The 25,034-nt window shown below is 59.7% G+C and carries 20 protein-coding genes; 11 read left to right on the top strand and 9 right to left on the bottom strand.

All coding sequences use genetic code 11. The annotated features are described in order from the left end of the window. Positions 1 to 12: 12 nt before the first annotated feature. Positions 13 to 855 (bottom strand): undecaprenyl-diphosphate phosphatase, encoded by an 843-nt coding sequence (locus tag HK22_RS04100; protein ID WP_086648429.1) that lies wholly within the window; start codon positions 853 to 855, stop codon positions 13 to 15. A 158-nt stretch (positions 856 to 1,013) separates the two neighbouring features. On the opposite strand from HK22_RS04100, the gene HK22_RS04095 reads away from it, so the two are divergent. After that, a complete protein-coding gene (locus HK22_RS04095) occupies positions 1,014 to 1,478 on the top strand; it encodes an MlaD family protein (RefSeq protein ID WP_086648428.1) in 465 nt (154 codons plus the stop codon). Positions 1,479 to 1,491: 13 nt separating this feature from the next. Here HK22_RS04095 and HK22_RS04090 read toward each other — a convergent pair whose 3' ends face one another. Further along, positions 1,492 to 2,556 carry an ATP-grasp domain-containing protein gene (locus tag HK22_RS04090; protein ID WP_086648427.1) on the bottom strand — a complete coding sequence of 355 codons (1,065 nt, stop codon included), beginning with the start codon at positions 2,554 to 2,556 and terminating at the stop codon, positions 1,492 to 1,494. 5 nt (positions 2,557 to 2,561) lie between these two features. After that, positions 2,562 to 3,128 (bottom strand): DedA family protein, encoded by a 567-nt coding sequence (locus HK22_RS04085; RefSeq protein WP_077802952.1) that lies wholly within the window; start codon positions 3,126 to 3,128, stop codon positions 2,562 to 2,564. Between the two features lie 193 nt (positions 3,129 to 3,321). Between HK22_RS04085 and HK22_RS04080 the strand changes: the two genes are divergently transcribed. The 9 genes from HK22_RS04080 to HK22_RS04040 are packed head-to-tail and all read left to right on the top strand — an operon-like array spanning position 3,322 to position 11,785. Beyond that, a complete protein-coding gene (locus HK22_RS04080) occupies positions 3,322 to 4,329 on the top strand; it encodes a lytic transglycosylase domain-containing protein (protein ID WP_086648491.1) in 1,008 nt (335 codons plus the stop codon). Beyond that, the gene (locus HK22_RS04075) at positions 4,316 to 5,167 is read left to right on the top strand and encodes a septal ring lytic transglycosylase RlpA family protein (protein ID WP_086648426.1); all 852 of its coding nucleotides are present in this window, start codon (positions 4,316 to 4,318) and stop codon (positions 5,165 to 5,167) included. Before HK22_RS04080 ends, HK22_RS04075 begins: the two co-directional genes overlap by 14 nt. After that, positions 5,164 to 6,438, top strand: coding sequence for a D-alanyl-D-alanine carboxypeptidase family protein (locus HK22_RS04070; RefSeq protein WP_086648425.1), 1,275 nt, complete (start codon positions 5,164 to 5,166; stop codon positions 6,436 to 6,438). The genes HK22_RS04075 and HK22_RS04070 overlap by 4 nt, the downstream gene beginning before the upstream one ends. A gap of 4 nt (positions 6,439 to 6,442) precedes the next feature. Continuing rightward, positions 6,443 to 7,087 (top strand): dTMP kinase, encoded by a 645-nt coding sequence (gene tmk / locus HK22_RS04065; RefSeq protein WP_086648424.1) that lies wholly within the window; start codon positions 6,443 to 6,445, stop codon positions 7,085 to 7,087. Next, the gene (locus HK22_RS04060) at positions 7,084 to 8,007 is read left to right on the top strand and encodes a DNA polymerase III subunit delta' (protein ID WP_086648423.1); all 924 of its coding nucleotides are present in this window, start codon (positions 7,084 to 7,086) and stop codon (positions 8,005 to 8,007) included. Before tmk ends, HK22_RS04060 begins: the two co-directional genes overlap by 4 nt. Positions 8,008 to 8,037: 30 nt before the next feature. Continuing rightward, positions 8,038 to 9,573 carry a methionine--tRNA ligase gene (metG, locus tag HK22_RS04055; RefSeq protein WP_077802947.1) on the top strand — a complete coding sequence of 512 codons (1,536 nt, stop codon included), beginning with the start codon at positions 8,038 to 8,040 and terminating at the stop codon, positions 9,571 to 9,573. Beyond that, positions 9,570 to 10,355 carry a TatD family hydrolase gene (locus HK22_RS04050; RefSeq protein ID WP_086648422.1) on the top strand — a complete coding sequence of 262 codons (786 nt, stop codon included), beginning with the start codon at positions 9,570 to 9,572 and terminating at the stop codon, positions 10,353 to 10,355. Before metG ends, HK22_RS04050 begins: the two co-directional genes overlap by 4 nt. After that, positions 10,352 to 11,143, top strand: coding sequence for an MBL fold metallo-hydrolase (locus HK22_RS04045; protein ID WP_086648421.1), 792 nt, complete (start codon positions 10,352 to 10,354; stop codon positions 11,141 to 11,143). Before HK22_RS04050 ends, HK22_RS04045 begins: the two co-directional genes overlap by 4 nt. Positions 11,144 to 11,164: 21 nt before the next feature. Then, positions 11,165 to 11,785, top strand: a complete 621-nt coding sequence (locus HK22_RS04040) for a bifunctional 2-polyprenyl-6-hydroxyphenol methylase/3-demethylubiquinol 3-O-methyltransferase UbiG (RefSeq protein ID WP_086648490.1) — start codon at positions 11,165 to 11,167, stop codon at positions 11,783 to 11,785. Between the two features lie 49 nt (positions 11,786 to 11,834). Here the strand turns inward: HK22_RS04040 and HK22_RS15290 are convergent, their stop codons facing one another. Then, on the bottom strand, positions 11,835 to 13,460 hold the full coding sequence (locus HK22_RS15290) for a porin (protein WP_233142398.1): 1,626 nt from the start codon (positions 13,458 to 13,460) through the stop codon (positions 11,835 to 11,837). 570 nt (positions 13,461 to 14,030) lie between these two features. Between HK22_RS15290 and HK22_RS04030 the strand changes: the two genes are divergently transcribed. Then, positions 14,031 to 15,458, top strand: a complete 1,428-nt coding sequence (locus HK22_RS04030; RefSeq protein WP_086648419.1) for a peptide MFS transporter — start codon at positions 14,031 to 14,033, stop codon at positions 15,456 to 15,458. Here the strand turns inward: HK22_RS04030 and HK22_RS04025 are convergent. From HK22_RS04025 to glmU, 5 genes are all read right to left on the bottom strand, one after another. Beyond that, positions 15,455 to 18,028, bottom strand: coding sequence for a cation:proton antiporter (locus tag HK22_RS04025; RefSeq protein ID WP_086648418.1), 2,574 nt, complete (start codon positions 18,026 to 18,028; stop codon positions 15,455 to 15,457). The two genes, HK22_RS04030 and HK22_RS04025, sit on opposite strands and share 4 nt — an antisense overlap. Positions 18,029 to 18,077: 49 nt before the next feature. Next, positions 18,078 to 18,698, bottom strand: coding sequence for a thiamine phosphate synthase (locus HK22_RS04020; protein WP_086648489.1), 621 nt, complete (start codon positions 18,696 to 18,698; stop codon positions 18,078 to 18,080). A gap of 117 nt (positions 18,699 to 18,815) precedes the next feature. Further along, a complete protein-coding gene (locus HK22_RS04015) occupies positions 18,816 to 21,782 on the bottom strand; it encodes an FAD-binding and (Fe-S)-binding domain-containing protein (protein WP_086648417.1) in 2,967 nt (988 codons plus the stop codon). A gap of 78 nt (positions 21,783 to 21,860) precedes the next feature. After that, positions 21,861 to 23,687, bottom strand: a complete 1,827-nt coding sequence (gene glmS / locus HK22_RS04010) for a glutamine--fructose-6-phosphate transaminase (isomerizing) (protein ID WP_086648416.1) — start codon at positions 23,685 to 23,687, stop codon at positions 21,861 to 21,863. Beyond that, the gene (gene glmU, locus HK22_RS04005) at positions 23,687 to 25,021 is read right to left on the bottom strand and encodes a bifunctional UDP-N-acetylglucosamine diphosphorylase/glucosamine-1-phosphate N-acetyltransferase GlmU (RefSeq protein WP_086648415.1); all 1,335 of its coding nucleotides are present in this window, start codon (positions 25,019 to 25,021) and stop codon (positions 23,687 to 23,689) included. The genes glmS and glmU overlap by 1 nt, the downstream gene beginning before the upstream one ends. Positions 25,022 to 25,034: the final 13 nt, after the last annotated feature.

Below are 25,034 nucleotides of genomic sequence, written 5' to 3'. Positions count from 1 at the left end.
CGGCTGGAAAGTTCAGAGAAGGATGACGGCTGCGGAAAACGCCCCGGCCACGATGCAGTAGACACCGAACGGTGTGAGCGCCCAGCCGTCATGGTTGCGGAAGAAACGCAGCATGAGGAGCGAGCAGATCAGCGCGGTTATCCCCGCGACGATGGCGCCTGCAACGCACTGCACCATGACATCATGTGAGATCGTCATGTGACGCATCTGCCAGGCTTCCCGGACCGTTGCGGCCAGCACAATCGGCTGGGCCATCAGCAGGGAGAAGCGCGCGGCCGTTTCATGGTCCAGCCCCCGCAGGAGACCGCCATTCATGGTGGCGCCGGAGCGCGACAAGCCGGGCAGAAGGGCAAGGCACTGCCAGACGCCGATGATGGCGGCATCTTTCGGAGCGAGTGTCGAAATGGGTCGATGGTCGCGCTGGCCTTTCTGGCGGCGGAGCCACTCGGTAGCCATCAGCAGGAATCCGTTGAGGATCAGGAAACCCGCCACCGCGACGGGAGAGCCGAAAACATTCCGCAGACGATGCTCCAGAAGCCAGCCGACCAGCACGGCGGGAATGGTGGCGATGACGAGGAGCACAAAGACCCGAATCGCATCCATCTGGGCGTGGCGGCCATGACGGCCCATCATTCCGGTCAGAATAGCTACCCAGTCTTTCCAGAACACACCCGCCAGTGCGACCAGCGTTCCGACGTGAAGCATGGTCAGGAACGGCAGGAACATCGGTGCGTGCTCATCCAGATCCCAGTGCAGAAGCGCGGGAAGGAGAACGGCATGACCAAGGCTGCTTACCGGAAAGGGTTCGGTAATTCCCTGGACGACGGCGAGAATGAGGGCTTGAAGAAGCGTCATGGAGCCTGTCTCGGTGAAGGCCTTCGTTTACAAAGGCGGAAAAGAAATCACTTGCCCGATGGTTACAATCGACGCAACCACGGATGTAGCCTTGACCGGTCGGTCATGGGAGGACTAACTCCCGGTCTGTTCAAGATTTTCCGGAAGGCGAGGCTGGCATGCAGTCAACATTGAGCGGCCGCGGGGGCGCCATCCTGGCCAGTGGTCTGGTGCTGGCGATTGCCGGAACGTTCCTCGCCTACGGCAATGCCCTGCGCAAGGGACCGGATTTTCAGGGCTCCGTCCTGCATGCTGCCTTTAATTCCGCGAACGGGCTTCATGCGGGGGCGAATGTCGATCTCGCGGGTGTTCCAGTCGGGCGCGTCGTGTCCATCACGCTCGACCCCAGAACGCAGATGGCGGATGTCGCCTTTACGGTGGACCAGCGCCTGCATCTTCCGGTGGATACGGCTGTGGGAATCGGTGCCCCGACCATGACGGCCGACAACGCCCTGCAGATCCAGCCGGGTCATTCCCGCACGACGCTCTCCGGCGAGGGCAAGATCACCGATACGCAGGATCAGCTCTCGCTAGAGCAGCAGGTCAGCAATTATATTTTCGGTGGTGGCAAGCTGGGCCAGTAAGGCCCGCGGCCCTTCAGTCGTTGAGTGGATAGGACGCCAGCAGGCGACGCTGTTTGCGCCAGGAATGCAGCATCGAGAACGCGCCTGACGTTTTCCAGCCCCGCGCCCGGTTGGCGGCACCGATCAGGAACGTCTGCCGGTAATGGGAGAACTGGGCGCGATAGGCTTCCCAGAGCGTCGTTCGCCGGTCCCAGATATGGGTGGCTTCAGACCCGACGCCGTTGATTTCAATAATCCGTAAATTCTCACCACGACGCAGATCCTCGATGGAGGCGGCTTTCACGTCCACGCGCCCGAAATGGAAATCCGGAATATCCTGCATGATGGCGTCCAGACGAGCCGTCAGCGCGTCCGTCGTATCGGCGCGGCCATCCCGGAAGACAGACCCCTTGCAGTGATTGCCCGCGAAGACCAGCGACATCTCTTCTCCCTTGGCAAGAATGTTCTTTTCCCGCCCCGCAAGGCGGGGCAGATAGATCTGCGGGACGAGGCTCATGCGCGCGTCGCTCAGAACCAGTTCCTCGATCGTGGAAACGCCATCACCTGTCAGGACCGGTGCTTCCTTGTAGGTAATGGAGGTGATGCGGCCATGCGGTTCATCGGGGTGGCGGATGTAGAACAGTCCGGCCTCGACGGGATAGGTGATGAGTTCCTGCACCAGCATGTCCACGTCGTCGGGAAACTGCGGCAGGACCGCTTCGAGCTGCTCGCGGGAGTGGACGAGTTTCACGCCAGTCCCATTACAGCCGATATCGGGCTTGATGACGACGGGAAAGGACAGGCCCTTGCGCGTCATGGCATCCAGCGCACGGTGGTCCGCCCCTTTGCCGCTGCGGAAGACGGCATAGGGCGCGATAAAGGACTGTGCCGTGGCGCCCCCCATGTCGAGAATGGACGATTTGCTCTCACCACACAGGCCACCCGTTTCGATGCGCGGATTGGCGGCGGTTGAGATGCTGAGATCGCGGTATTTGATCCCCATGACGATCCAGTACAGGACGATGGGCGTGTAGAAGATAGAACCGGGCCAGAACTCGAAGAGGGAAAGCGGGTTCTGATCGGCTTCTGGCTTGGACATTGCTGTTATTGGCTCACGGTCTGGAGACGGGCGATCAGACGCCCGACGACGACGATACACAGGACAAACCCCGCCAGTCCGGCCCAGCGCCAGCCGCCCTGATGGGCAAGAAGCCAGCCGCCGACCCGCATGGCGAGCAGAAAAAGACATGTCGTCCACACCAGCGTAGCCAGAACTGCCGTCAGGGCAAAGCGCAGGAAGGGCGCGCGGAAAAAACCGCAGGCCGTATAGAGCGGAAGCCGGGCGCCGGGCACGAAGCGGGAGATGGCGACGATGCGGATGACATTGGCGCTGAACCAGTCCTGTGTGCGTTCGCGCTTGGGGAGCGTCAGGAAGCGCCTTAGGTAAGGCCAGCGTGCACCGGCGGCCCCAAGGCCGTACAGGCCAAGGTCTCCGACCGCCACGCCGAAATAGAGCGCCATCAGAGCCAGCGGAATACTGACCTCGCCGGCACGGGCCGCGACAGCGGAAAGCACTGTGGCCACGTCTTCAAGGATGAAGGTGCCCACAATGATGGTGGCTGCCTTCAGCCATGCTGGCTGCGAGGCCATGGCGGGGCCGATGGCGATCACGAGTGGGGAGGGTCCATGAACATTCAGTCGCCGGTTTCGCACGCCAGCGCGCCCGCGACAATCTTGCCGTGCCATATTTCGGCGCGAATGCTCTGCCAGGGTCCTGAGAGAGTTCTGGCGAGGCTGGCGGTCCGTGCTGCGGATTGCTAGCGTATGTCCTGTCATTTTTCCCCGTAAGGGACTGGTCCTGACCGTGCTTCAAAGACGTCATCTGCTTGCCACCCTGACCTCCGTTGCCGGTTCGGCCGCAATGGGGCTTTCCTCTGCCAGAGCGCAGGCTGCGGCCCAGACTTCGGCGCAGAGTTACGCAGCTTTTCTCGACAACGTCCGGATGCAGGCTCTGGCACAGGGGATCGCGCCGTCGATTGTCTCACAGGCGCTCGCCCTGACCCGCACCCCCAATGCCTCCGTCCTCAAGCTGGACCGCCATCAGCCGGAGTTTACCCTGACCTGGGCGCAGTACCGGGACCGCGTTCTGCCGGAGTCGCGTTTTGCGAAAGGGCGGAGTGTCTATGGTGCCCAGCAGTCCGTGATGTCTCCCGTAAGTGCGCGCTTTGGATGCGACGACCGTGCCGTCATGGGAATCTGGGGGCTCGAGTCGGGTTTTGGCGCCCATGACGGAACGTATTCCGTCATAGACGCGCTGGCGACGCTGGCCTTCGACGGACGACGCTCGGCATTTTTCCGTAACGAGCTCATGAAAGCGCTCCAGATCCTCAATGACGGCGACATCGCACCGGCCGCCATGATCGGCAGCTATGCCGGGGCCATGGGGCAGGCGCAGTTCATGCCCAGCGCCTATCTGCGCTATGCGGCGGACGGAGACGGAGACGGCAAGCGGAATATCTGGACGTCGGAAGCCGATGTGTTCGCGTCCATCGCCAATTATCTCGGCAAGTGCGGCTGGCAGGTCAACGAGCCCTGGGGGCAGGAAATCACTCTCACCAAAGCGCTCGACAAGACCGAGACCGGCCGGACAAGGCAGCGGACATTGGCCGAATGGATGGCGCTGGGCGTGCGTCGTGCGGACGGGGCGGCGTTCTCGCGCCGGGACGTGAAGGGCGCTGTCGTGCAGCCCGATGGCCCCGGAACGCAGGCTTTCATGGTCTATCACAACTTCAACGTGATCCGCCGCTACAACCCGTCCGACTACTATGCACTGGGTGTCGGGATTCTGGGGACGGGCATTGTCTCTGCGTAACTGCGGGGCCGTTCTGGCCCTTCTGCCGGTTCTGGGCGCGTGTCATCGCGACGAACCCGCGCCTGTTGCACATCCGCATTACGAACTGGGCGCTGCTTGGCATGGCACACAGGGGTGGTTCTACCCCGGCGAGCAGTTTGACTACCGCATGACAGGCCTGGCAACGCGTCAAAACGCCCCTGCCTCGGGCCTGACCGCCGATGGGGAGATCTGGTCCGCGGAGGGAATGACTGGCGCACACCAGACGCTCCAGCTTCCGGCGATCGTCAGCGTCCGCAATCTGCTGAACGGGCGGATCGTGCGCATCCGCCTGACGGATCGTGGACCACAGGGGCAGGGGCGCATCATCGCACTTTCCCCAAAAGCGGCTGACCTGCTGGGCATGACGGCAGACACGCCTGTCGAAGTCATGGAAGACGAGGTTGCCAGTCGTACACTGGCGGAAGGACTGGGTGGCAGACCCGCCGCACAGAGCATTTCTGCCGCTCCGGTGGGCGAAGTGCGCGAAACATCGCTGAGTGACGGGTCCTCGCACGTCTATGGCAACGACTCGTCCGCTGCGGCGACGTCCGTGGCCGTAGGGCCATTGCCCGTAACATGGATGCAGGGCAGTCCGGGGCCAGCCGGGCTGTATGTCCTGATGGGAATATTTTCCGGTCATGCGGCGGCGGCAGGTGTCGCCCTGCGCTGTAACGGTACGGTTCTGCATGCCTCCGAAGGTGCTGGACTTGAGTGGCGTGTTCTTGGTGGACCCTTTGCTGACATCGCACAGGCGGATGCGGCACTGGACCACACCCGCCTGTGCGGGGTAGAGGGCGCGCGGATCATTGTGGAATGACGGCCCGTTGTCTGAAGGCCGTGGAACTGGGGACGAACGTGCGGACTAGACGCTCTCTATTCGGTGGGGTGGCAGGCATTGCGGCCTGTGCTTCTTTTGCGGGACCCCTGAAGGCGTTTGCCCGCCCGCACCACCATGCGGCGCACGCCGCGAAAGCTGCTGCGGCTCCTGCGGCAGACGCGCCGGCTGGAACGCCCGCGAACACGCCGATCGGTCCGTTCGATACCGTGGCGCGCTGGGCCTATGTCGTGGATTATGACACGGGCGCCGTCCTGCTCGACAAGGCGTCTGACGAGCGTATGGCTCCGTCTTCGCTGACGAAGATGATGACGGCCTATATCGTGTTCGGCATGCTGGCGACGGGCCGTATCCGTCTGGAACAGAGCCTGCCGGTCAGCGAGAAGGCCTGGCGTACGCAGGGCTCCAAGATGTTCGTGCCGCTGGGCCAGAGCGTTCTGGTGTCCGACCTGATCCAGGGTATGCTGATCCAGTCCGGCAATGATGCCTGCATCGTGCTCGCCGAAGGCATCGCCGGGTCCGAAGAGCGCTTCGTCGCGATGATGAACGAGGAAGCGCCGAAGCTCGGCATGATGAACTCGCACTTCCTCAACGTGACGGGCCTTCCGGCGGACGGGCACTACATGACGGCCCGCGATGTCGCGACCGTGGCCTCGCATCTGATCCGCGATTTCCCGCAGTATTACCATTACTTCGGCGAACTTGAGTTCACCTACAATCACATCCGTCAGGGCAACCGGAACGTCCTGGTGGACAAGGGCCTTGCTGACGGCCTGAAGACCGGTCACACCGATGCGGGCGGTTTTGGTCTCTGTGCCAGTTCCAAGCGCAACGGCAACCGCGTGATCGTCGTCATCAACGGCACGGCGTCGAGCAACGAGCGCGCCCATGAAGGCGAGCGTCTGATGTCCTGGGCGTTTGCGAATTTCGAGAACGCCACGCTGTTCCGTCGCGGGCAGGTCGTGGACTCCGCACCTGTGTGGATGGGCGAACACCGTCAGGTTCCGCTGGTTGCCGGGGCCGATATCGTCATGACTCTGCCCGTCGGCTGGCAGCAGCGCTCTCATATCGCCGTGGATTACGCGTCGCCGGTTATCGCACCGGTGACGAAGGGGCAGGTTTGTGGAGCTCTCGTGATTTCCGCGCCGAACATGGCCGATATCCGTGTGCCGCTTGAAGCCGGCGAATCGGTTGCGAAACTTGGACTGGTCGCCCGTGCCATGACCCGTCTGGGCCACGGCCCTGCGCAGTAAGGGCATGGCTGGAACAGGACTGTTCATTACGCTTGAAGGCGGCGAGGGCGCGGGGAAATCCACCCAGGCCCGTCTTCTGGCCGAATCCCTTCGTTCAGAAGGGCATAACGTCCTTCTGACGCGGGAGCCCGGTGGTACGCCGGGCGCGGAAGAAATCCGCAATCTGCTGCTGTTCGGGAAGGTCGATCTGTCCTGGCGGGCCGAAATCCTGATGCACATGGCCGCACGGTCGGACCATCTCGACAACGCCATTCTTCCAGCATTGAAGCGTGGTGAGATCGTGGTGTGCGACCGGTTCCATGATTCGACGCTGGCTTATCAGGGCCATGGCGTCGGCCAAGGCGTGGCAGAGGTTCTGACGTTCCTGAATGGTGCGCGGAGCCTAGTGAATTGCGAACCCGATCTGACGCTCATGCTGGAGCTTCCGCGAACACAGGCGCTGGAGCGTCTCAATGCACGCGGTGGTCAGACCGATCGCTACGAGGGTCAGGCGGAAGCGTTTCACGAGCGTGTTCTGGCGGGCTTCGATGCGATTGCCTCGGCTGATCCGGCGCGGGTGAAGCGGGTTAATGCCGCCCAGACGCCCGAAGCCGTCAGTGCGGCGCTCCTGCGGGCCGTGCACGACCGCCTGACGGTTCAGGGCGTGTGAGCGACCCGCGTCATACTCTGGGTCTGTACGGTCACGGCGAAGCAGAAGCGACGTTCCGGCAGGCTCTGGCCGGCGGCAAGCTCCATCATGCCTGGCTGATCTGCGGTCCGGCGGGAATTGGCAAAGCGACGCTGGCCTTCCGTCTGGCCCGACTGCTGCTGAATGCGGAAAATCCGGACGTGGCGCAGGCACGGCGCATTGCGGCGGGCACGCACGGGGACCTGCTGGAAATTTCGCGGGCCGTTGACGAGAAAAAAGGCCGTCTGCGTGGGGAGATCACGGCGGCGGATGTCCGCCCGGTGCAAACCTTCCTGCATCACACGGCGACCGAAGGCGGTTGGCGCGTGGTGATCGTGGACGGGGCGGAATATCTGAACCGGTTCGCAGCTAACGCCCTGCTCAAGATCCTTGAAGAGCCCCCCCCACGCTGCGTCCTGCTGCTGACGACGTCTTCTCCGGGCGCGCTCCTGCCCACGATCCGCAGCCGGTGCCGGATGCTCACGCTGTCCGCGCTGTCGGATGCGGATATGCGCGCTGCACTGCCCGGCATCTCTGCGGATGTGCTGGCACGGGCCCACGGATCGCCGGGCCGGGCACTCTTTCTCTCGCAGGACCGGGACGGCGCGATTGCATCATTTGTGGCGGAAATCCTTGGCGGACAGGTGCGTGGATCGGAAACCATGGCCCTGAGCGAACGTATTGCGAGAGAGGCTGAAGGTTTCGCATTGCTCTGCGATTTGCTAGGCGAGGGACTGGCAGACCGTGCGCGCTCGGCAGCGCGGCGCGGGGATCTTGCAAAGGCTGATCTGGCGGCGCGGCAGTGTTCCAAACTGGACACGCTGAGGCGTCAGACCGAAGGCTTAAACCTGGACAAGGCCCAGGCCATCCGTCAGGCAGCGGAACTCGCTGTCGGCAGCTGAGATGGTCCGGGCGTTATGAAACGAGTGGACATGACGCGGCGCTTCACCATCACGACCCCGATCTTCTATGTGAACGGCGCTCCGCATATCGGGCATGCCTATACCTCCATCGCGGCCGACGTTCTGGCCCGCTTCCATCGCCTGAACGGCGAAGAGGTCCTGTTCGTCAGCGGCACCGACGAGCACGGCCAGAAGGTCGAGCAGACGGCCGTAGCCAAGGGCATGGACCCGCAGGCCTACGCCGATGAGGTTTCGGCCTCCTTCCGCCAGATGCAGAAGGATATGGCGATTTCGACCGACGAGTTCATCCGCACCACCGAGGAGCGCCACAAGGGCGCGGCCAAAGCACTGTGGGAGAAGGTTGCGGCAAACGGGCATATCTATCTGGGCGCCTATGAGGGCTGGTATTCCACGCGCGATGAAGCGTTCATCGGCGAGGACGAATTGGTCAAGAAGTCCGACGGAACGTTCGTGGCGCCGTCCGGTGCGCCGGTCGAGCGCGTCAAGGAGCCTTCCTATTTCTTCCGTCTGTCCGATTTTCAGGACCGCCTCCTGAAGCTGTATGAAGACAATCCCGACTTCATCGGTCCCGTCGGCCCGCGTCGTGAAATCGAAAGCTTCGTCCGTCAGGGGCTGCGCGACCTGTCCGTCAGTCGCACGAGCTTCAAATGGGGCGTACCGGTTCCAAACGATCCGGACCATGTCATGTATGTCTGGTTCGATGCACTGGCGAACTATCTAACGGCCGTGGGCTACCCCGATCTCAATGATCCGCGGGCGAAGTTCTGGCCGGCGGATGTGCATGTCGTGGGCAAGGAAATCGCACGCTTCCACTGCGTGTACTGGCCAGCGTTCCTGATGGCGGCGGGCATTGATCTGCCGAAGAGCGTCTTCGCCCATGGCTGGTGGACGGTCGAGGGCGAGAAGATGAGCAAGTCTCTCGGCAATGTCCTTGATCCGAAGGCGTTGGCCGACGAATTCGGGCTGGATGCGCTGCGCTTCTTCCTGATGCGCGAAGTGCCGTTCGGCGGCGATTCCAATTTCAGCCGCCGCTCCATGATCACGCGCACGAATGTCGAGCTGGCGAACGATCTCGGCAATCTGTGCCAGCGTACGCTGAGCCAGGTGGCCCGTAATCTGGGCGGCGTTCTGCCCGAGCGTGGCACGCTGACCGAAGACGATCAGGCCATGCTGGCGATGGTGACGCTGCTGCCGACGATCATGTCCGAACAGATCGAGCGCAAGGCGATCACCGATGCGCTGGAAGAAGTCTGGAAGGTCATTCGCGCCGCCAATTCCTATATCGACCGCCAGGCCCCTTGGGCGCTGAAAAAGACCGATCCGGAGCGGATGGCGGATGTGCTGCGGGTTCTCGTGGATATGATCCGCGGGATCGCAACCATGCTTCAGCCTTTCATGCCGGACACAATGGACAAGATGCTGGTCCAGCTCGGTGTGCAGGACGACGAACGGACATTCGCCGCTCTTGAAACCCTGCTTCCGGCTGGCCGGACGCTCCCCAAACCCGAAGGCCTGTTTCCCCGCTTTGTCGAGGAAGAGGCATGACAGGATTGATCGACACGCACTGTCATCTGGACAAGCTCGACGACCTTGCGCCCGCTTTCGCGCAGGCGCGGGAAGCGGGTCTGTCCGGAATGATCACGATCGGGACACGGTTTTCAAAAGCAGATACGCAGATTGCCCTGACGCAGCATGACACGCCGGATCTTCGGATCTGGTGTGCAATCGGCATTCACCCGGATTATGCGGGTGAGGAGCGCCTACCATCGGTTGAAGAGCTTGTTGCCAAGACCGAAGCGCCTTCCGTCGTGGCGATTGGGGAAACGGGGCTGGATTATTTCCATAGCGGCGATGAGGCTAAACCGGCCCAGCATACTGCGTTTCGCACCCATATCGCGGCTGCGCGCCAGACGGACCTGCCAGTTGTCATCCACACCCGCAATGCCGATGACGACATGATAGGCATCCTGCGCGAAGAGCATGCGAAGGGCGCGTTTCCGTTCCTGATCCACTGCTTCGCATCTGGTCCGAAACTGGCAGAAGCCGCTCTGGAACTGGGGGGCTATATCAGCTTCTCTGGCCTGCTGACCTTTCCGAAATGCGAGGAAATCCGCGAAGTCGCAAAGATGGTGCCGGAAGATCGTCTTCTGGTTGAGACGGACAGCCCGTATCTTGCGCCTGTCCCGAAACGCGGAAAGCCCAACACGCCGGGTTACGTCGCCCATACGGCGGCACGTCTGGCAGAGGAGCGCGGTGTTTCTTTGGACGAGATCACACGGATTACGACCGAAAACGCCCGTCGTCTGTTCACGAGGATCGCTGCATGAAGGTGACGATCCTTGGATGTGGAGGTTCCGCTGGGGTTCCCATGATCGGGGGCGAAGAGGGACCACAGACGGGGATCTGGGGTGCGTGTGACCCCACGGAGCCGCGTAACCGTCGGACGCGCTCCTCAGTTGTGATCGAAGGCGAGGGCGGCTTTCGGCTTCTGGTAGATTCAGGGCCGGATTTCCGCGATCAGATGCTGAACTGTGGCCTGAGTCACGTCCATGCGGTCCTCTACACGCATCCGCATAGCGATCATATTGGTGGTCTGGACGAATTGCGGGCCATCAACCGCGTGATCGGAACGCCACTGCCACTTCTCGGCACGCAGGACGTGCTTGAGGAACTGCGCTTGCGCTATGCCTATGCGTTCGCGCCATGGAAGGGCCCGGACTTCTATCGGCCGGTTTTTGATGAACGGATCGTGCAGACTGGGGAGACAGTTTTGTTCCCCGGATTGAATGCTCAGATTTTCGAACAGCGCCACGGGCGGATCACATCTCTGGGCGTACGGTGCGGAAACTTTGCCTACAGCACGGATGTCGAAACGCTTTCAGGTGAGGCGCTGTTGCTGCTCGAAGGGGTTCAGACCTGGATTGTGGACTGCTTCCAGTATGATCCGCACCCCGCCCATGCCTGGCTCGAACGCGTGCTGGAATGGCGCGAGCGTCTTGGCGTGAAGCATGTGATTCTGACCCATATGGGCCCGGACATGGATTACCAGACCTTGTGCAAGACGCTGCCTGAGGGTGTCGAGCCTGCCTATGACGGGATGGTTCTCAAGATTTAAATGATGGGAAAAAGGATTGAAATGAGCTCTGGAAGTCTTCCTTTTGATCCTGAAACCCTACGGTATTATGCAGAAGCGTCCCCGTCCTATGTCGCAAGCGGGAAGGGTGGTCAGAACCGCTATCTAGACCGTTTTCTGCAAAAGCTTGAATCCGGCGCGCATATTCTCGATCTGGGATGTGGCGGCGCGATTGATGCGCGTGCCATGCTGGAGCAGGGATTTTCAGTGGAGGCCGTTGAAGCCTCACCGTCTCTGGCTGCGAATGCCGCACAGATGCTCGGGAAACCGGTTCAGGTCATCCGGTTTGACGAATTGCAGGCTGCTGATGCTTACGATGCTGTCTGGGCAAGCGCGAGCCTGATCCATGTTCCAAGGGCTGCCCTGTCAGGCATTCTTGCAAAGGTCCATGCGGCGCTCAAACCGGGAGGGTGGCACCTCGCAACTTACAAATCGGGTGGCCAGGAAGGTCGCGACAGCGTCGGACGATATTACAATTACCCGTCTGCCGAAGAAATTCGGAACTTCTACGAGTTGGCCGCATGTTGGAGAGCCATCTCGGTCGAATGCTATACCGGTGGCGGCTTTGAAAATGGGCCGGGACCGTGGGTCATGATTGAGGTCCGGCGTCAGCGCACGCCCTAATCTGAAAGCCCAGACAGGGTTAAAGACCTGTCTGGGATGGGAATCGATATCAGAACGTCATCATCGCACCGGCCGACATCGTGTGGTCGCTCTCATGAGCAATCCCGTGGGCATCGGATTCCGTATGAGCGTATTCGCCGACGAGCGTGAACCAGTCTGTCAGGTTGTAATAGATTGCTCCGACTTCTGACTGGTTGCGGCGAACCATGGATGGATTGTCTTCACCCGGTGCCTGATAGAGATTGCTGACACCATAGCTTCCGACAACCTTGAGCCTTGGCAGGATCTTGTAGGCCGCCTGAACATAGTAGCCTTCCGAATTGCGCTTGCGCCCTTCGGCGGAAACGCCATCAAAAAACAGACCCGTCGTGCCGAGGCCACTGCCGTAATAGTAATAGGCCACGCCTTCAAACGGTCCGCGCGAAAGCTTTACGCCCACATCTCCGGCTTCAACGGTCGTACCTTTGCGGCTGCTACTACCCAGGGTTGCACTGGTCAGGTTCTGCTGGTGCTGAACGAGGAAGCTGCTCCAGAAGCGTGTCGTGAAGCCAGCGATATTGCCATCATACGTGACCTTGCCCTGAAGCATGGGAGAACTGTGCTGGGTGGTGGTCGCAGAAAGGCCGCCGCCTGCGAAGTTGAACTCGTCAAGCGGTGTCATGACACCCACCGAGGCCTGAAAGCCTTTCCATTTCGGCGAGATATAGGTGATCTGCGGAAGCCAGTCAGTATAGACGTAACCGACGCCGATACGGCCCAGAGACGTATTGGCGGGATTGGCGTTGCTTCCGGTGCTGCCAACGCTGAGAAGCGTGGCGTCGTTGAGGATGGCATCCGAAGCAAACAGCGCGATATCGCGACCAAGCTTGACCGTACCGAGTTCGTCGGTTCCCGCAGTCATGAAGACCTGACGGAAATCGAGGCCAGCGGTTCCGAGACCCACCGGGCTGCCGCCGGAATTGGCATTGAAAGTGCTGGGATCGTTGTTGTTGATGCCAGGATACATCCCAAAGACGGCACCCAGTTTGATTCCTTCCTGCACCGTATTCAGCTTGAGGATCAGACCACCCGGCAGAAGGCCGTTACGGACGGACGAGGAATCGAATCCGCTGCTGCCGGTCGAAACGCCGCCTGCGACAGGGCGACCGCCGCTGGGGCTGTTATAGGTGTAATAGGCGTTCACGAAGCCCGAGATGTTGATGTCGATCTGGCCTGCCTGGATCGTAACGCCTTTGCCCGCAACATAGGGCTTCACGCGCACGATACTGTCCGGATTATACGTCCTGCGTGCTTCCATCAGGGAATTGCGAGCATCCTGTGCGCTCGCCGAGGCGTCCATGGCAGCGCGGCGCGCTGCGGAAACGGCGGCAATCGTCGTTACGTCCGGAGGAGCATCAAGGCTGCTGCCTTCGTTCTGGGGCCCATAGCGCATGTAACGGTTGCGATGGTGTGCGGGGGCCGGGGATGCCCCGTCGTCGTCACGTTGCAGCGAGGGGTGCGCGTGATGCTGGTGATGTGACAGCAGTACGTTGTATTCCGAACGGCTCAGGCTGCCTTTGGCGCGAAGGATGTCGAGCAGTTCCGTATAATCATCAGCCCGTGCGATGGTCGGGAGGGCGGAGAGAACAGCAACGCAGAATGTGCTTCCCAGAAGACTCAGGCGGCACAGGGACATAGATGACATATAAACAGCCGCTCCCGCGGATATACCGGTGATCGAGTTGTGCTCTCACCGGCAGAATGGACTACACCGCTTTTCCTAGCGCGAATGGAGACATTCTTCGCAACAATAGGATGTGTTCTCACAAAAAAGTCAGAAATTTAGAGTTTTCGAGCCCATAAGTTGGCATAATATATCTTATACGACATGCGTGTGCTCGAGATCCCGCTTCTTATCCATGTCCGGATCCTCAAATTTTCCAAAGCCGTGCCCAAAAAGCATTGAGCCGCAGAACGATAAAATTTTCTCATATGGCATTTTGCCATGTGCAAGGATTTATCCCGGTTTTCGGCTCTTTTGAGCCGGATTTTGAGTCGTAGATCAGACGTCAGATGATAAATTCAGGCCTATGGCAAAATGCCACCAATTAGATTGGGGCATTTTGCCATGGCAATATTCGACTCAAAATATGGCAAAATGCCACGACCGTGATGATTGGCATTTTGCCATGCTCATCTCTCCCCTTTACCCCTGTGGGTTTCTGCCGTTACGCAGGATCTTCCTCCCCTGCGTCACTGAGGCTGCATGACCGAGATCCTTCCTGCTTCCCCCATCATCGAACCGTTTGTCTCCACAAAGCAGCGTGAACTCTGGGGGCATCCCATCGGGTTGTGGGTTCTAACGCTGACGGAAGGCTGGGTCGGGTTTTCTCTTTATGGCATGCAGGCCATCCTCGCGCTTTATCTGACCGACCATCTGCTCCAGCCGGACCATTCCGGGCATGTATTTGGGCTGGCACCGCTAGAGACGTTTGTTTCGGCTTTGTATGCGCCGGTTGGGCCGAGGGCCATGGCCGGCGCCATTACGGGGCTGTTTTTGGCCTTGATCTATGCCACCCCTCTCCTCGGCGGTTTCTTGGCGGACCGCGTGCTCGGCCAGACAAGAACCATTCTGCTCGGGGCTGTTCTGATGACGGCAGGCCACTTCCTGCTATCATTTGACTGGAGTTTCGTGCTGGCGCTGGGGTTCCTGCTGACAGGTCTGGGCATGGCAGGAGGATTGCGGGCGCAGGTTGGTGCACTTTATGCCCTGGGCGACCGGAGACGTTCGGATGCCTACCAGATTTACATGATGGGGCTTCAGGTTGCTGTCATCGTATCTCCGGTGCTGTGTGGAAGTCTCGCGCAGATCGACTGGCACTGGGGATTTCTGGCTGCTGGCGTCGGCATGCTGATCGGGCTTGTCGTCTATCTTTTCGGGCGCCGCTGGCTTCCTGCATCAGAAATTGCAGTGCGCGAGACGCCGGATGCCGTGGACGTTTCAAAGCCCACGCGCCCTGCCCTGACATCTCAGGAAAAAAAGACGATCCTGCTCCTTCTGGCGCTTGTTCCGGTCATGGCTGTTGGCGCTGTTCCGAATTCGGAAATTTTTGACGGGTATCTGCTCTGGGGGCGCGAGCATTTCCAGCTTCGTCTTCTGGGACACGAGATGCCAGTGAGCGACCTGATCTCCCTGGACGGTTTCATCAGCACCCTGTGTGCCGTGGCAGTCCTCTGGTTTTGGAAGGCCTATTCCCGACGGCGGCAGGATCTTTCCGAAATTGCCAAGGTCGCACTGGGAACGTTTATCGCGGCGTTTGGCCCCCTGATGCTGGCTTTGGGGTCATGGGTCAGTCCGGGGCCGCATGAGGTCAGCCTGCTCTGGGGGCTGGCGTTTCACATCATCAATGACATCGGCTTTGCGATGAATTACGCGATCGGAATGGCGCTTTTCTCACGGGCCGCTCCTGTGAGCGTCAATACCATTCTCGTTGCCTGCTTTTCGCTGCATCTGTTTCTCTCCAATCTGCTGATTGGAAAGCTCGCGACACTTCTGGGGCGTATTTCCGACGTTTCGTTCTGGCTGCTGCACTCGGGAGCGGCGTTGCTGGCGGCGGCCATTCTTTGTTTTTGTGCGCTCCGATTCCGCGGCCTGCTTGCTCCCGAAAAAGAGACATCGTCTCCAGATCTTTAAGGAGGCGAAACCAGATGGCGCATCTCTGAGGCGGAGGCCGTGGAGACGGCGTCCCCGTCCAGCGTGCGAACCGTGACAGGCATCAGCAGCCCATCCGCTCTTTTCTGGCTACGCTGAATAATCAGGCGCTGAACGATCGGGTAATCCCGGATCAGCTTCTCGAAAACCGGTCGCGGAATGGCCAGCAGATGGCTGAACTGAAGGGAGCGGACGGTGCCGGGCATCGTGTCGTTGCGGATGACGGACGCCGCACCGATCAGATCCCCGCTCCCGAACAGGATTTCCTGCTCGGCCAGATTGACCTCAGCCAGTCCCGCGACCTGGGCATACACGACACGGACGCGCTGTCCGCGTTTGAACAGCACCTCTCCCGGAGAAACGAAATGCATCGAAACCTTGGCTGACAGTTTTTGCAGTACACTGTCGGGAACGCCGTTGAATGCAGGGAACGCCCGGAGACGCTGTTCGATGCCACTCTTGAGATTGAAGCGTAGCGGAGCGTCTAGCCGGGCACGCTGGCGTTCGATCTCACGGTGCAGTTCGCGATGAAGTTCTTCAGAAATCAGGCTGTCGGCTTCAAGGGCATCGTATTCCTCGTCCTCAAGACGCAGGGCGATCTGTCGCAGGATGCGGCTTTCCAGCGCTTCGGAATAACCTGAATAATGCAGGCGAAGAGTCTCCAGCGCATCGTCCAGCAGCTTGCGCTGGCGGCCGAGCACTTCGGACACGATTTCCGTGATGCGCGGGCCAAGCGTAGGTTCCATACGCTGGCGAACAAAGCGCTGAAGCGAAAGCGAGACGAGATGCGCGATGATGAGCATCTCAAAGCGCTCCATCATGCAGTTCGTCAGGGGCTCATCAATATGCAGGCGGCTGTGAAGTTCCTGCGCGATGCGAAATCGCAGGGAGGGTTGAAGGCGCCGCTTGAGCGCGCGCACATAGCCGTAGCGCCCTTCCAGTCTGGCACCATCCGCCATGGATTCCGCTGTTCTCAGCAGTGTTTCCATCACACGCCGTGACAGTCCCTGAATTCGGAACAGGTCCAGCAGGAGGGAGCGTTCCTGATTGGCGATGGTAATCAGGGCGATGTTGACGCGGTTACGGTCGCTCAGGGCAGATTCGAAATTATTGGCCGCCCTCTCCTTCTCGGCGCGACGCTCGAGACGGCTGATGACACCCGCACGGGTCTGCTCGCTGAAGCCAAGCTCTTCGGACAGTTCCCGCGTTCGTTCGGCAACCTCACCCAATCCAATTCCCACGATCTGCTGGCGGATGGCCTGATCAATAGGCGAAAGCTGATCCAGCTTGAAAAACAGGACCAGAGCCCGCAGCGTCGTGCCGTTGATCAGAAGCGTGATGAGCACGAAGCCGGTGGCGATGATACCGACGAAATGGGCCACAGGGCTTGAAACGCTCTGGTTCTCTGTTACCGCAAGGGCAAGAGCAAGCGTGATGGCGCCGCGGATGCCACCCCAGGCCATCGTGGCCTTAAAGGGGTTGGGAACAGGCGGCGACAGTTTCGTGATGGCCAGAAGAGGCAGCATGCCGAAAATCACGGCCGAGCGCGCGATCAGACCAGCCACACTTGCGATCAGGATCAGCACGAAATCCCATTTCGTCATGCCGATCAGCAGGCGCGGAACCAGCATGGCCGCCAGAAGAAACACGAGCGAACCGGCCCAGAAAACGAGCTGCTCCCACATCTCGTTCAGAAAACGCCAGACCTGTGGGCGGAAGGTTGAGGGCCCGTAAGCGGAAACGGTCAGACCCGCAGCAGCCGTCGCAACTACTCCCGAAAAGCCGAGCATCTCATCACACAGGATATAAACGGCATAGGGGAGCGCCAGCGTCAGTGTGACTTCCGAAGCAGCAGACCCGCCCAAGCCCGCAATCAGCAGCAATGTCAGTCGCGCCAGACAGACGCCAACCACAATGGCCCCGATGAAGGCCGTCAGAAAATCCATCAGGGCTTCGGTGGGGTGGATCTGATGATGGGATGTGACGGCGGCGAGCAGGATTGAGAAGATCGAAATGGCCGCGGCATCGTTCAGGAGTGCCTCTCCCTCGACGAGGCGTGTCAGGCGTGACGCCGCGCCGATCTCGCGGAAAATTCCGGCCACGGCGGATGGATCGGTCGTGGCGACGATGGAGCCCAGAAGAAGGCAGACGACAAGGCTCTGTTTGGCAAAAGGATAAAGCGCAAAGCCGATTGTTGCCGTGGACACAATGACCGCCACGACCGCCAGAAGAAGGACCGTCGCCGTCTCATGGGCCAGACGGCGCACATCAATGGCCATTGCGCCCTGGAAAACCAGCACGGGCAGAAAAATCAGCAGAAAGGCTTCGCTGTTGACTGGAAAATAGATCAGCGCTTCCGCCGCGCCGTCCAGAAGATCGGTCGCAGACGACCGGACGATCAGAGACGCAACCAGCCCCAGCCCGATCCCGGTCAGGGCCAGCAGGACAGCCTCTGAAATTTCAAGACGTTTCGCGAGAGGCTGAATGATGCTGACAAGCGTGAGCAGGAACGCGAGCGCTAGGAGTACGGCTGCAAGTCCTGTCACCATCATCGTTGTCTCGGCTCTTTCATCAGATCGTCCGCAGACGAGGTGGCATGTTTCAAGTTGGCGTGGCTTCTTCGGAAGTGGCGTTAATCCAGCGCTGGACCTGTCCTTCCGGATCGGAATGGGCGATGAAATCGCTCATCACAGCCACCGTATCCGCTCCGGCTTCAAGGCACTCCGACAGCCGCGGCACCGTAATGCCACCGATCGCTACGAGCGGAACATCGCCGCACAGCTCCCGCCACTCCGCCAGCTGCTTCAGGCCCCTGCCCGTCAGCTTTACGCCCCGAAGCTCCGTGGACCAGACAGGACCAAAGGAAATATAATCCGGCTTGCAGGCCAAAGCCGTTTCCAGCTCCTGCCGGGTATGGGTCGAGATACCAAATCTGATACCTGCGGTCCGGATGGCCTCCAGATCAGCGGTTTCCAGATCTTCCGGACCAAGGTGCAACCACTCATAGCCCAGTTCGATGGCAGTTTGCCAGTAGCGGTTCAGGGCGAGTGACACATTGAAACGGACCGCAAGTTCCTGAGCCAGCAGAGCCTGCGCACGGACGTCCTCTTCAGACAGATCCCGGAGATACAATTCGATGAAGCGCAGTCCGGCTCCACCAAGCCGCTCCACCCATCGGGGCTGGTCAACAACGGCGTAGATCCGGGATGGAAGGGACGACATGACGTTCATACTCCACAGGGCCCGCAGGCAAGGCCGTACCTCTTGAGATCGGGCAACACTGTTACAGTTTGGACCCTACGCGTCCAGAGGCGTGACATCGTTATCAACGCCCTGTTTTCACAAGCGTTCCTGCAAAACGGAAATCAGTGTTTCTGCGGGATGGGACGGACGGATTCCGGCCATGCGCTCGGTCTGGCAGCGGCAGGAAAAACCGGTCGCAAGAACCGGCATCTCAACTTTTCTGGCCCAGTTCTGCTCAAACATATCTCGCGACATCTTGGCATGTTCCGTCTGATGACCGAACAGCCCGGCCATTCCGCAGCAGCCTGCTTTCCCGGCATCTGCCGGAACGCCAAAGTGTCGGAGAATAAAGGCCCAGTCCCCTGCACTCTCCGGTCGGGCAGCCTGTTCCGTACAATGCGAAATCACAGTCATGCCAGAATTTTCGCTGCTGGCCGAAACAGGTTGGAGCGTTCCCTTGGAAATCTGCTGCCGGAGAAAAGTCTCCAGCGGAAGAACTGTCGGTATGGGCTGAGCGCCTGCTATGTCCCGGTATTCCTGCGTGAACATGAGGCCGGTGGCGGCATCTAGAGAAACAACAGGAATATCGAACGCGGCCAGTGCCCTGAGTTTCTTCAGGGTTAAGCGTGCCGTCACCCCAAAGCCTTTGCGAAATCCAAGAACATGGCGCGCCTTGCCGTTGTCCCAGACTGGGGTGAGTTTTGCATCGAACCCAAGCTGCGTCAGAAGCGCATGAATCTTCTCGACAAGAACACCATCAAAACTGCCGGTGAATGAGTCCTGAACCACAATAACAGCGCGGGAATTGCCACGGTTGCGGCGCAGCCATGAACGGCTGACCTGACTGCCCGTTTTCAGTCGCGCCGGTCTCAGATGCGGAAGATCCACCAGCCCCAGATGGGAGAGAATGGCTTGCGATGCAGGACTATGCATCAGGAGATTGGCGAGCCTGGGGGCCACTCGCCCTGCCGCCAGAAGCGGTTCCAGCCAGTAGACAAGATAATCCCTGACAGGCCTGCGGTTATCACGAAAGTACGTTGAAAGAAATTTGGAACGCATGGACGGAATATCCACGCGGATCGGACATTGTGTGGCGCAGGCTTTGCACGACAGACACGTATCCAGCGAGGCCTTGAGTTCTTCTGTCAGAACGGGAAGCATAGCCCGGTCTGGAGCATCTTCCGGCAGGGAGCGCAGTCTGGTCCAGCTTCGAAGCAGCAGGGCGCGGCCTTTCGGAGACTGCGAGCGGTCTTTCGTGATCTTGTAAGACGGGCACATGGCCATGTCCGGCTCACGATTGAAACAGGCACCGTTGCCGTTGCAGCTTACGGACAGGCTGTAGGGGGCACGCAGTGCCGGCGTGATCTCCTCGTCAAACCCGCCCTTGAATGGAATGCCATCAATCCGGTCAACAGGATAACCCGCCCCACCCGGAGCCAGCTTGCCACGATTGAAAATATCTTTGGGATCAAATACATCCTTGATCCGGCAAAGCTCTGCAAAAAGCGTTTCTCCAAAAAACAATGGCGAAAACTCCCCGCGGAATCCCCGACCGTGTTCCCCCCAGAGCAGACCGCCATGACGCTTCGTCAACTCAGCCACCGCGTCTGAGATTGGACGGATCAGCGACCGGTCTTCGGCCGTCAGCATGTCCAGAAATGGGCGCACATGCAGGCACCCGACATCCGCATGACCGAACATGCCGTAGGACAGCCCGTAACCGTCCAGAATGTTACGGAACTCGCTGACATATTCTGGCAGGACTTCGGGAGGGACAGCCGTATCTTCTACGAAGGGAACACCCTGCCTGTGACCGTCCGGACGCCCGAGCAGCCCTACGGATTTTTCCCGGAGCGTCCAGAGATTCGCAATGATTTCCGGATCAGAAACTGCTTTATGATCAATGGGTTTGTGAGAGGAGCTCTCAAGGAGCATGATAGCATGAGCCATCTGCCCCTTCAGGATTTCCAGATTGTCTCCCACGAACTCGACGAAGCTCATTCCCTTGACCGGAAGGGCTGACGTGTTGCCCAGGACGCGTTCAAGAGCATGCCATGTCACGTCCTGCTGGGCCTTGGCGAGGACACGGTCATCCAGCACTTCAACGGCTGAAGGGTTGGCGGGTAGAAGTGTCTGGACGTCCTGAAGGGTATCGTTGAAGCTGGCATAGCGGACGACGATAAGCTGACGGTATTTCGGCAGTCGTCTGACGCGCAGGACGACCTTCTTGGTCAGGGCAAGCGTGCCTTCAGATCCAGCCAGAAGTCGTGCGAGATGAAAGCTTCCGTCTTCGAGCAGGACATTCTGTAGATTGTATCCAGTCAGACCACGGTTCATATCCGGGAAAATGCGCCGGATTTCGTCCGCGCGTTCCGTAACAACCCGATGGACCTCGCGGTAAGCCTGTGCCGCAAGCCCCGCCCCGTTCATCTCCTCTTTCAGTCTTTCAGCAGTCAGTTGGCCGACTGAAAGATCGCTTCCATCCGCAAGAACGACATCCAGCGTCTCGATATAATCGGACGTCCTTCCATAGATCCGGGACCCTTTGCCGGAAGCATCCGTCGCAATCATGCCCCCGATCGTTGCGCGGGTGGCGGTTGAGACGGTTGGCGGGAAGAAAAAACCATGTGGCTTCAGAAAAGCGTTGAGCCGCGCCAGAATAACGCCCGGCTCAACGGTGACCGTGCCTGCTTCGGTATCGAAATCGAGTATCCGGTCCAGATGGCGTGAGACGTCAACGACGACGCCATCGGTCAGGGACTGGCCGTTGGTGCCTGTTCCGCCGCCCCGGATTGCGAGCGTCAGATCACCTTCAGAAGCCGCTTTCACGGCCCGGTTGAGGTCTTCGCCGGTGCGCGGATGAATGACGGCGGCCGGAAGGCGCTGGTAAACGCTATTATCGGTAGAAGAAATCAGCCGCGAGGAGACCCGCAGGTCGATATCACCCTCAAAGCCCTGCTCGTTCAGCCTTCTGACGAAAGCTTCACGCAGGACGATTTCGGGAGCGCTGGGGGAAAGGCCTGAATTTCCGGCTTGTGTTCCGGATATTGCGTCTCCACCCATTTTTACGTCCCTTTTAGTGTTTTATGGTCCATACCGTGATAATGAATGAAAAATAAGCTCTCCGGACAGGAAAATTCTTCACTCGACCGTCACGGATTTCGCAAGATTGCGCGGCTGATCCACATCTGTGCCTTTCAGAAGCGCGACCTCATAGGCCAGCATCTGAACAGGAATGGCGTAGAGGATCGGCACGACGAAAGCGTCCACATCGGGCATGATGACGATCTGTTCCGCCACGCCTTCCAGACGTTTGGCCCCTGCGGCATCCGTGAAAACAAGAATCCGTCCGCCACGCGCTTTTGCTTCCTGAAGATTGGACAGGGTCTTGTCGAACAGGATCGTGGAGGGAGCAATGGCGACGACCGGAACGGTCTGGTCAATCAGGCTGATCGGGCCATGCTTCAGTTCACCCGCGGCATAAGCTTCCGCGTGGATATAGCTGATTTCTTTTAATTTTAATGCACCTTCAAACGCAATCGGCGTGCAGATCCCACGCCCCAGATACAGGACATCGCGTGCCTGAGCCACGACGCCAGCCATGGCCTGGATATCCTTGGTCCGGGTGAAGACTTCTGCCGCCCGGGACGGCAGATCCAACAGGCTGGCTGTCAGACGTTCTTCGCGAGCCTGATCCATGGTCCCACGAGCCCGGGCGAATTCGATCGCCAGTGCCGCCAGAACGGAAAGCTGCGCAGTGAAGGCCTTGGTGGAGGCAACAGAAATTTCCGGTCCTGCATCCATGCCCAGCACAAGATCGCTTTCCCGCCCGATTGTGGAGTGTTCGACATTCAGGACCGAGACGATGCTCTGACCGGCCTTTTTCAGGCTGCGCAGAACACCCAGCGTATCCGCAGTCTCGCCGGACTGTGAAATAAGCAGCGCCATACCTTTGTCCGGCTGGGGCGGCTCGCGATAGCGCATTTCGGATGCGACGTCGATTTCAACCGGAATACGCGCAAGGGATTCCAGCCAGTACCGGCCGACCATACCGGCATAGTAGGCGGAACCGCAGGCCGTGATGGTGACACGCGGAACCTGTGCCAGATCGAAAGGCATTGGCGGCAGCGTAATACGCTTTGACGCTGGATCGGTGATCCGCTTCAGCGTCTGCCCAATGGCGACCGGATGTTCATGGAGTTCCTTCTCCATGTAGTGCCGGTAGCCATCCTTGCCGACCTGCCCTGCCATGAAGGTAAGATCCTGAACCGGACGGCTGACTTCAGCACCGGTCATGTCGAAAATTCTGACATTATCTGTCGTGAGTTCGCACCAGTCCCCGTCTTCGAGATAGGTCATTTTCCGGGCCATGGGCGCCAGTGCAATGCTGTCTGAGCCCAGGAACATCTCGCCATTGCCGTAACCGACAGCAAGCGGCGCGCCATGACGGGCGCCAATTAGCAGACCTTCATGATCCTTGAAGATCATGGCGATTGCATAGGCCCCTTCCAGCCGCTTGATGGCCGCAAACGCCGCCTCCCGCGGGTCCAGCCCCTGTCCCAGATAGTCATCGACCAGATGGGCGACGGTTTCTGAATCCGTTTCGGTCCGAAATACGCGGCCTTTCGCTTCCAGCTCTTCCTTGAGGGCCGAGAAGTTTTCGATAATCCCATTATGGACGATTGCGACACGCCCGGCTTCGTGGGGGTGAGCATTGTTTTCAGTGGGAGCACCATGCGTCGCCCAACGGGTGTGCCCGATGGCCGTGGTGCCGTGCAGCGGATGCTCTTTGAGAACGCGCTCCAGATTGTCGAGCTTTCCGGCAGCTCGGCGGCGTTCGATATCGCCGGACGCCGTCAGGGTTGCGATCCCGGCAGAATCATATCCCCGATACTCCAGGCGTCGCAGCGCCTCGAATGCGATCGGGCTGGCAGGCTTGTGTCCGACAATACCGCAGATACCGCACATCAGCCCTGTTCCTTCCGAGCTTTGAGAGACTGTTTGATCTGAAGGCCGCGTCCGGATTTCAGTGTTTGGCGCGTCCGGCCCAGAGCCAGGTCACCGGCAGGCACATCATCCGTAATCACACTGCCCGCGGCCACGAGCGCATCGTCTCCGATGGTCACAGGTGCCACGAGAATGGCGTCTGACCCGACGAAAACCCGCTCCCCGATGACAGTCCGGTGTTTGAAAACGCCATCATAATTGCAGGTGATTGTCCCTGCTCCGACATTGGTGCCGCGTCCGACCGAAGCGTCGCCCAGATAGGTCAGATGGTTGGCCTTTGCGCCCTCGCCCAACTCTACGTTCTTGAGCTCGACGAAATTGCCGACATGCGTGTGTGCAGCACAGACCGTTCCGGGACGGAGCCTGGCATAGGGGCCGATCATCGCGCCTTCACCCACCGTGCACCCTTCAAGATGCGAAAAAGCCCGTATCAGTGCGCCTGAATGGACTGTCACACCCGGCCCGAAAAAGACGTTCGGTTCGACCGTTACATCCGCTTCGAGGACAGTGTCTGTGCTGAAAAAGACGGTGTCCGGTGCAACGAGCGTCACTCCGGCATCCATCGCCGCGTTTCGCAGGCGCTTCTGGAGGGTCGCTTCAGCACGCGCGAGTTCAGAGCGGGAATTGACGCCAGCCAGTTCGTCTTCAGGTGCTTCCACGCAAACAACCGAACCGGCTTTAGCTGCCATTTCAACGACGTCCGTCAGGTAATATTCGCCCTGGGCGTTTTCGTTGCGAACTTCTTCCAGCCAGTTGCGGAAGTCCTCTGCTCCGGCGCACATGACGCCGGCATTGCACAGCGTGATGCCGCGTTCGTCTTCGGTTGCGTCCTTGAACTCGACGATTTTCACAACCTTGCCGTGATCTTCGATAATCCTGCCATAACGTCCCGGTACAGCCGGACGCATTCCCAGCAACGCCAGACTGGCCCCCTGTCTGCGGGCCGCGAGCAGGCGTTCCATGGTCTCTGCGGTAATCAGCGGATTATCGGCATAAAGAACAGCGATATCCCCATCCCCGAACAGGTCCCGCGCTGCATTGGCCGCATGGGCCGTGCCGAGCCGTTGAGTCTGCGTGGCAGTCCTGAACGGACGAACAGCCTGTTCGAGTTCCGGCATGTCCGGTCCCGTGACGACGACCACATCGTCGAAGACCTGCCGGGCGGTTGTGATGAGATGGTTGATCATGGGCTGGTTGCCCAGACGATGAAGTGCCTTTGGCAGGCTGGATTTCATGCGTGTGCCGAGGCCCGCAGCAAGAATGATGGCGGTGGTGCGATGGGTTGTATCGGTCATGTCCTGCCCGGGG

Source organism: Gluconobacter sp. DsW_056 (genome assembly GCF_002153595.1).
Taxonomy (GTDB): domain Bacteria; phylum Pseudomonadota; class Alphaproteobacteria; order Acetobacterales; family Acetobacteraceae; genus Gluconobacter; species Gluconobacter albidus.
The sequence above is the reverse complement of the archived record's forward strand: the minus strand, read 5'-3'. Positions and strand labels throughout refer to the sequence as shown.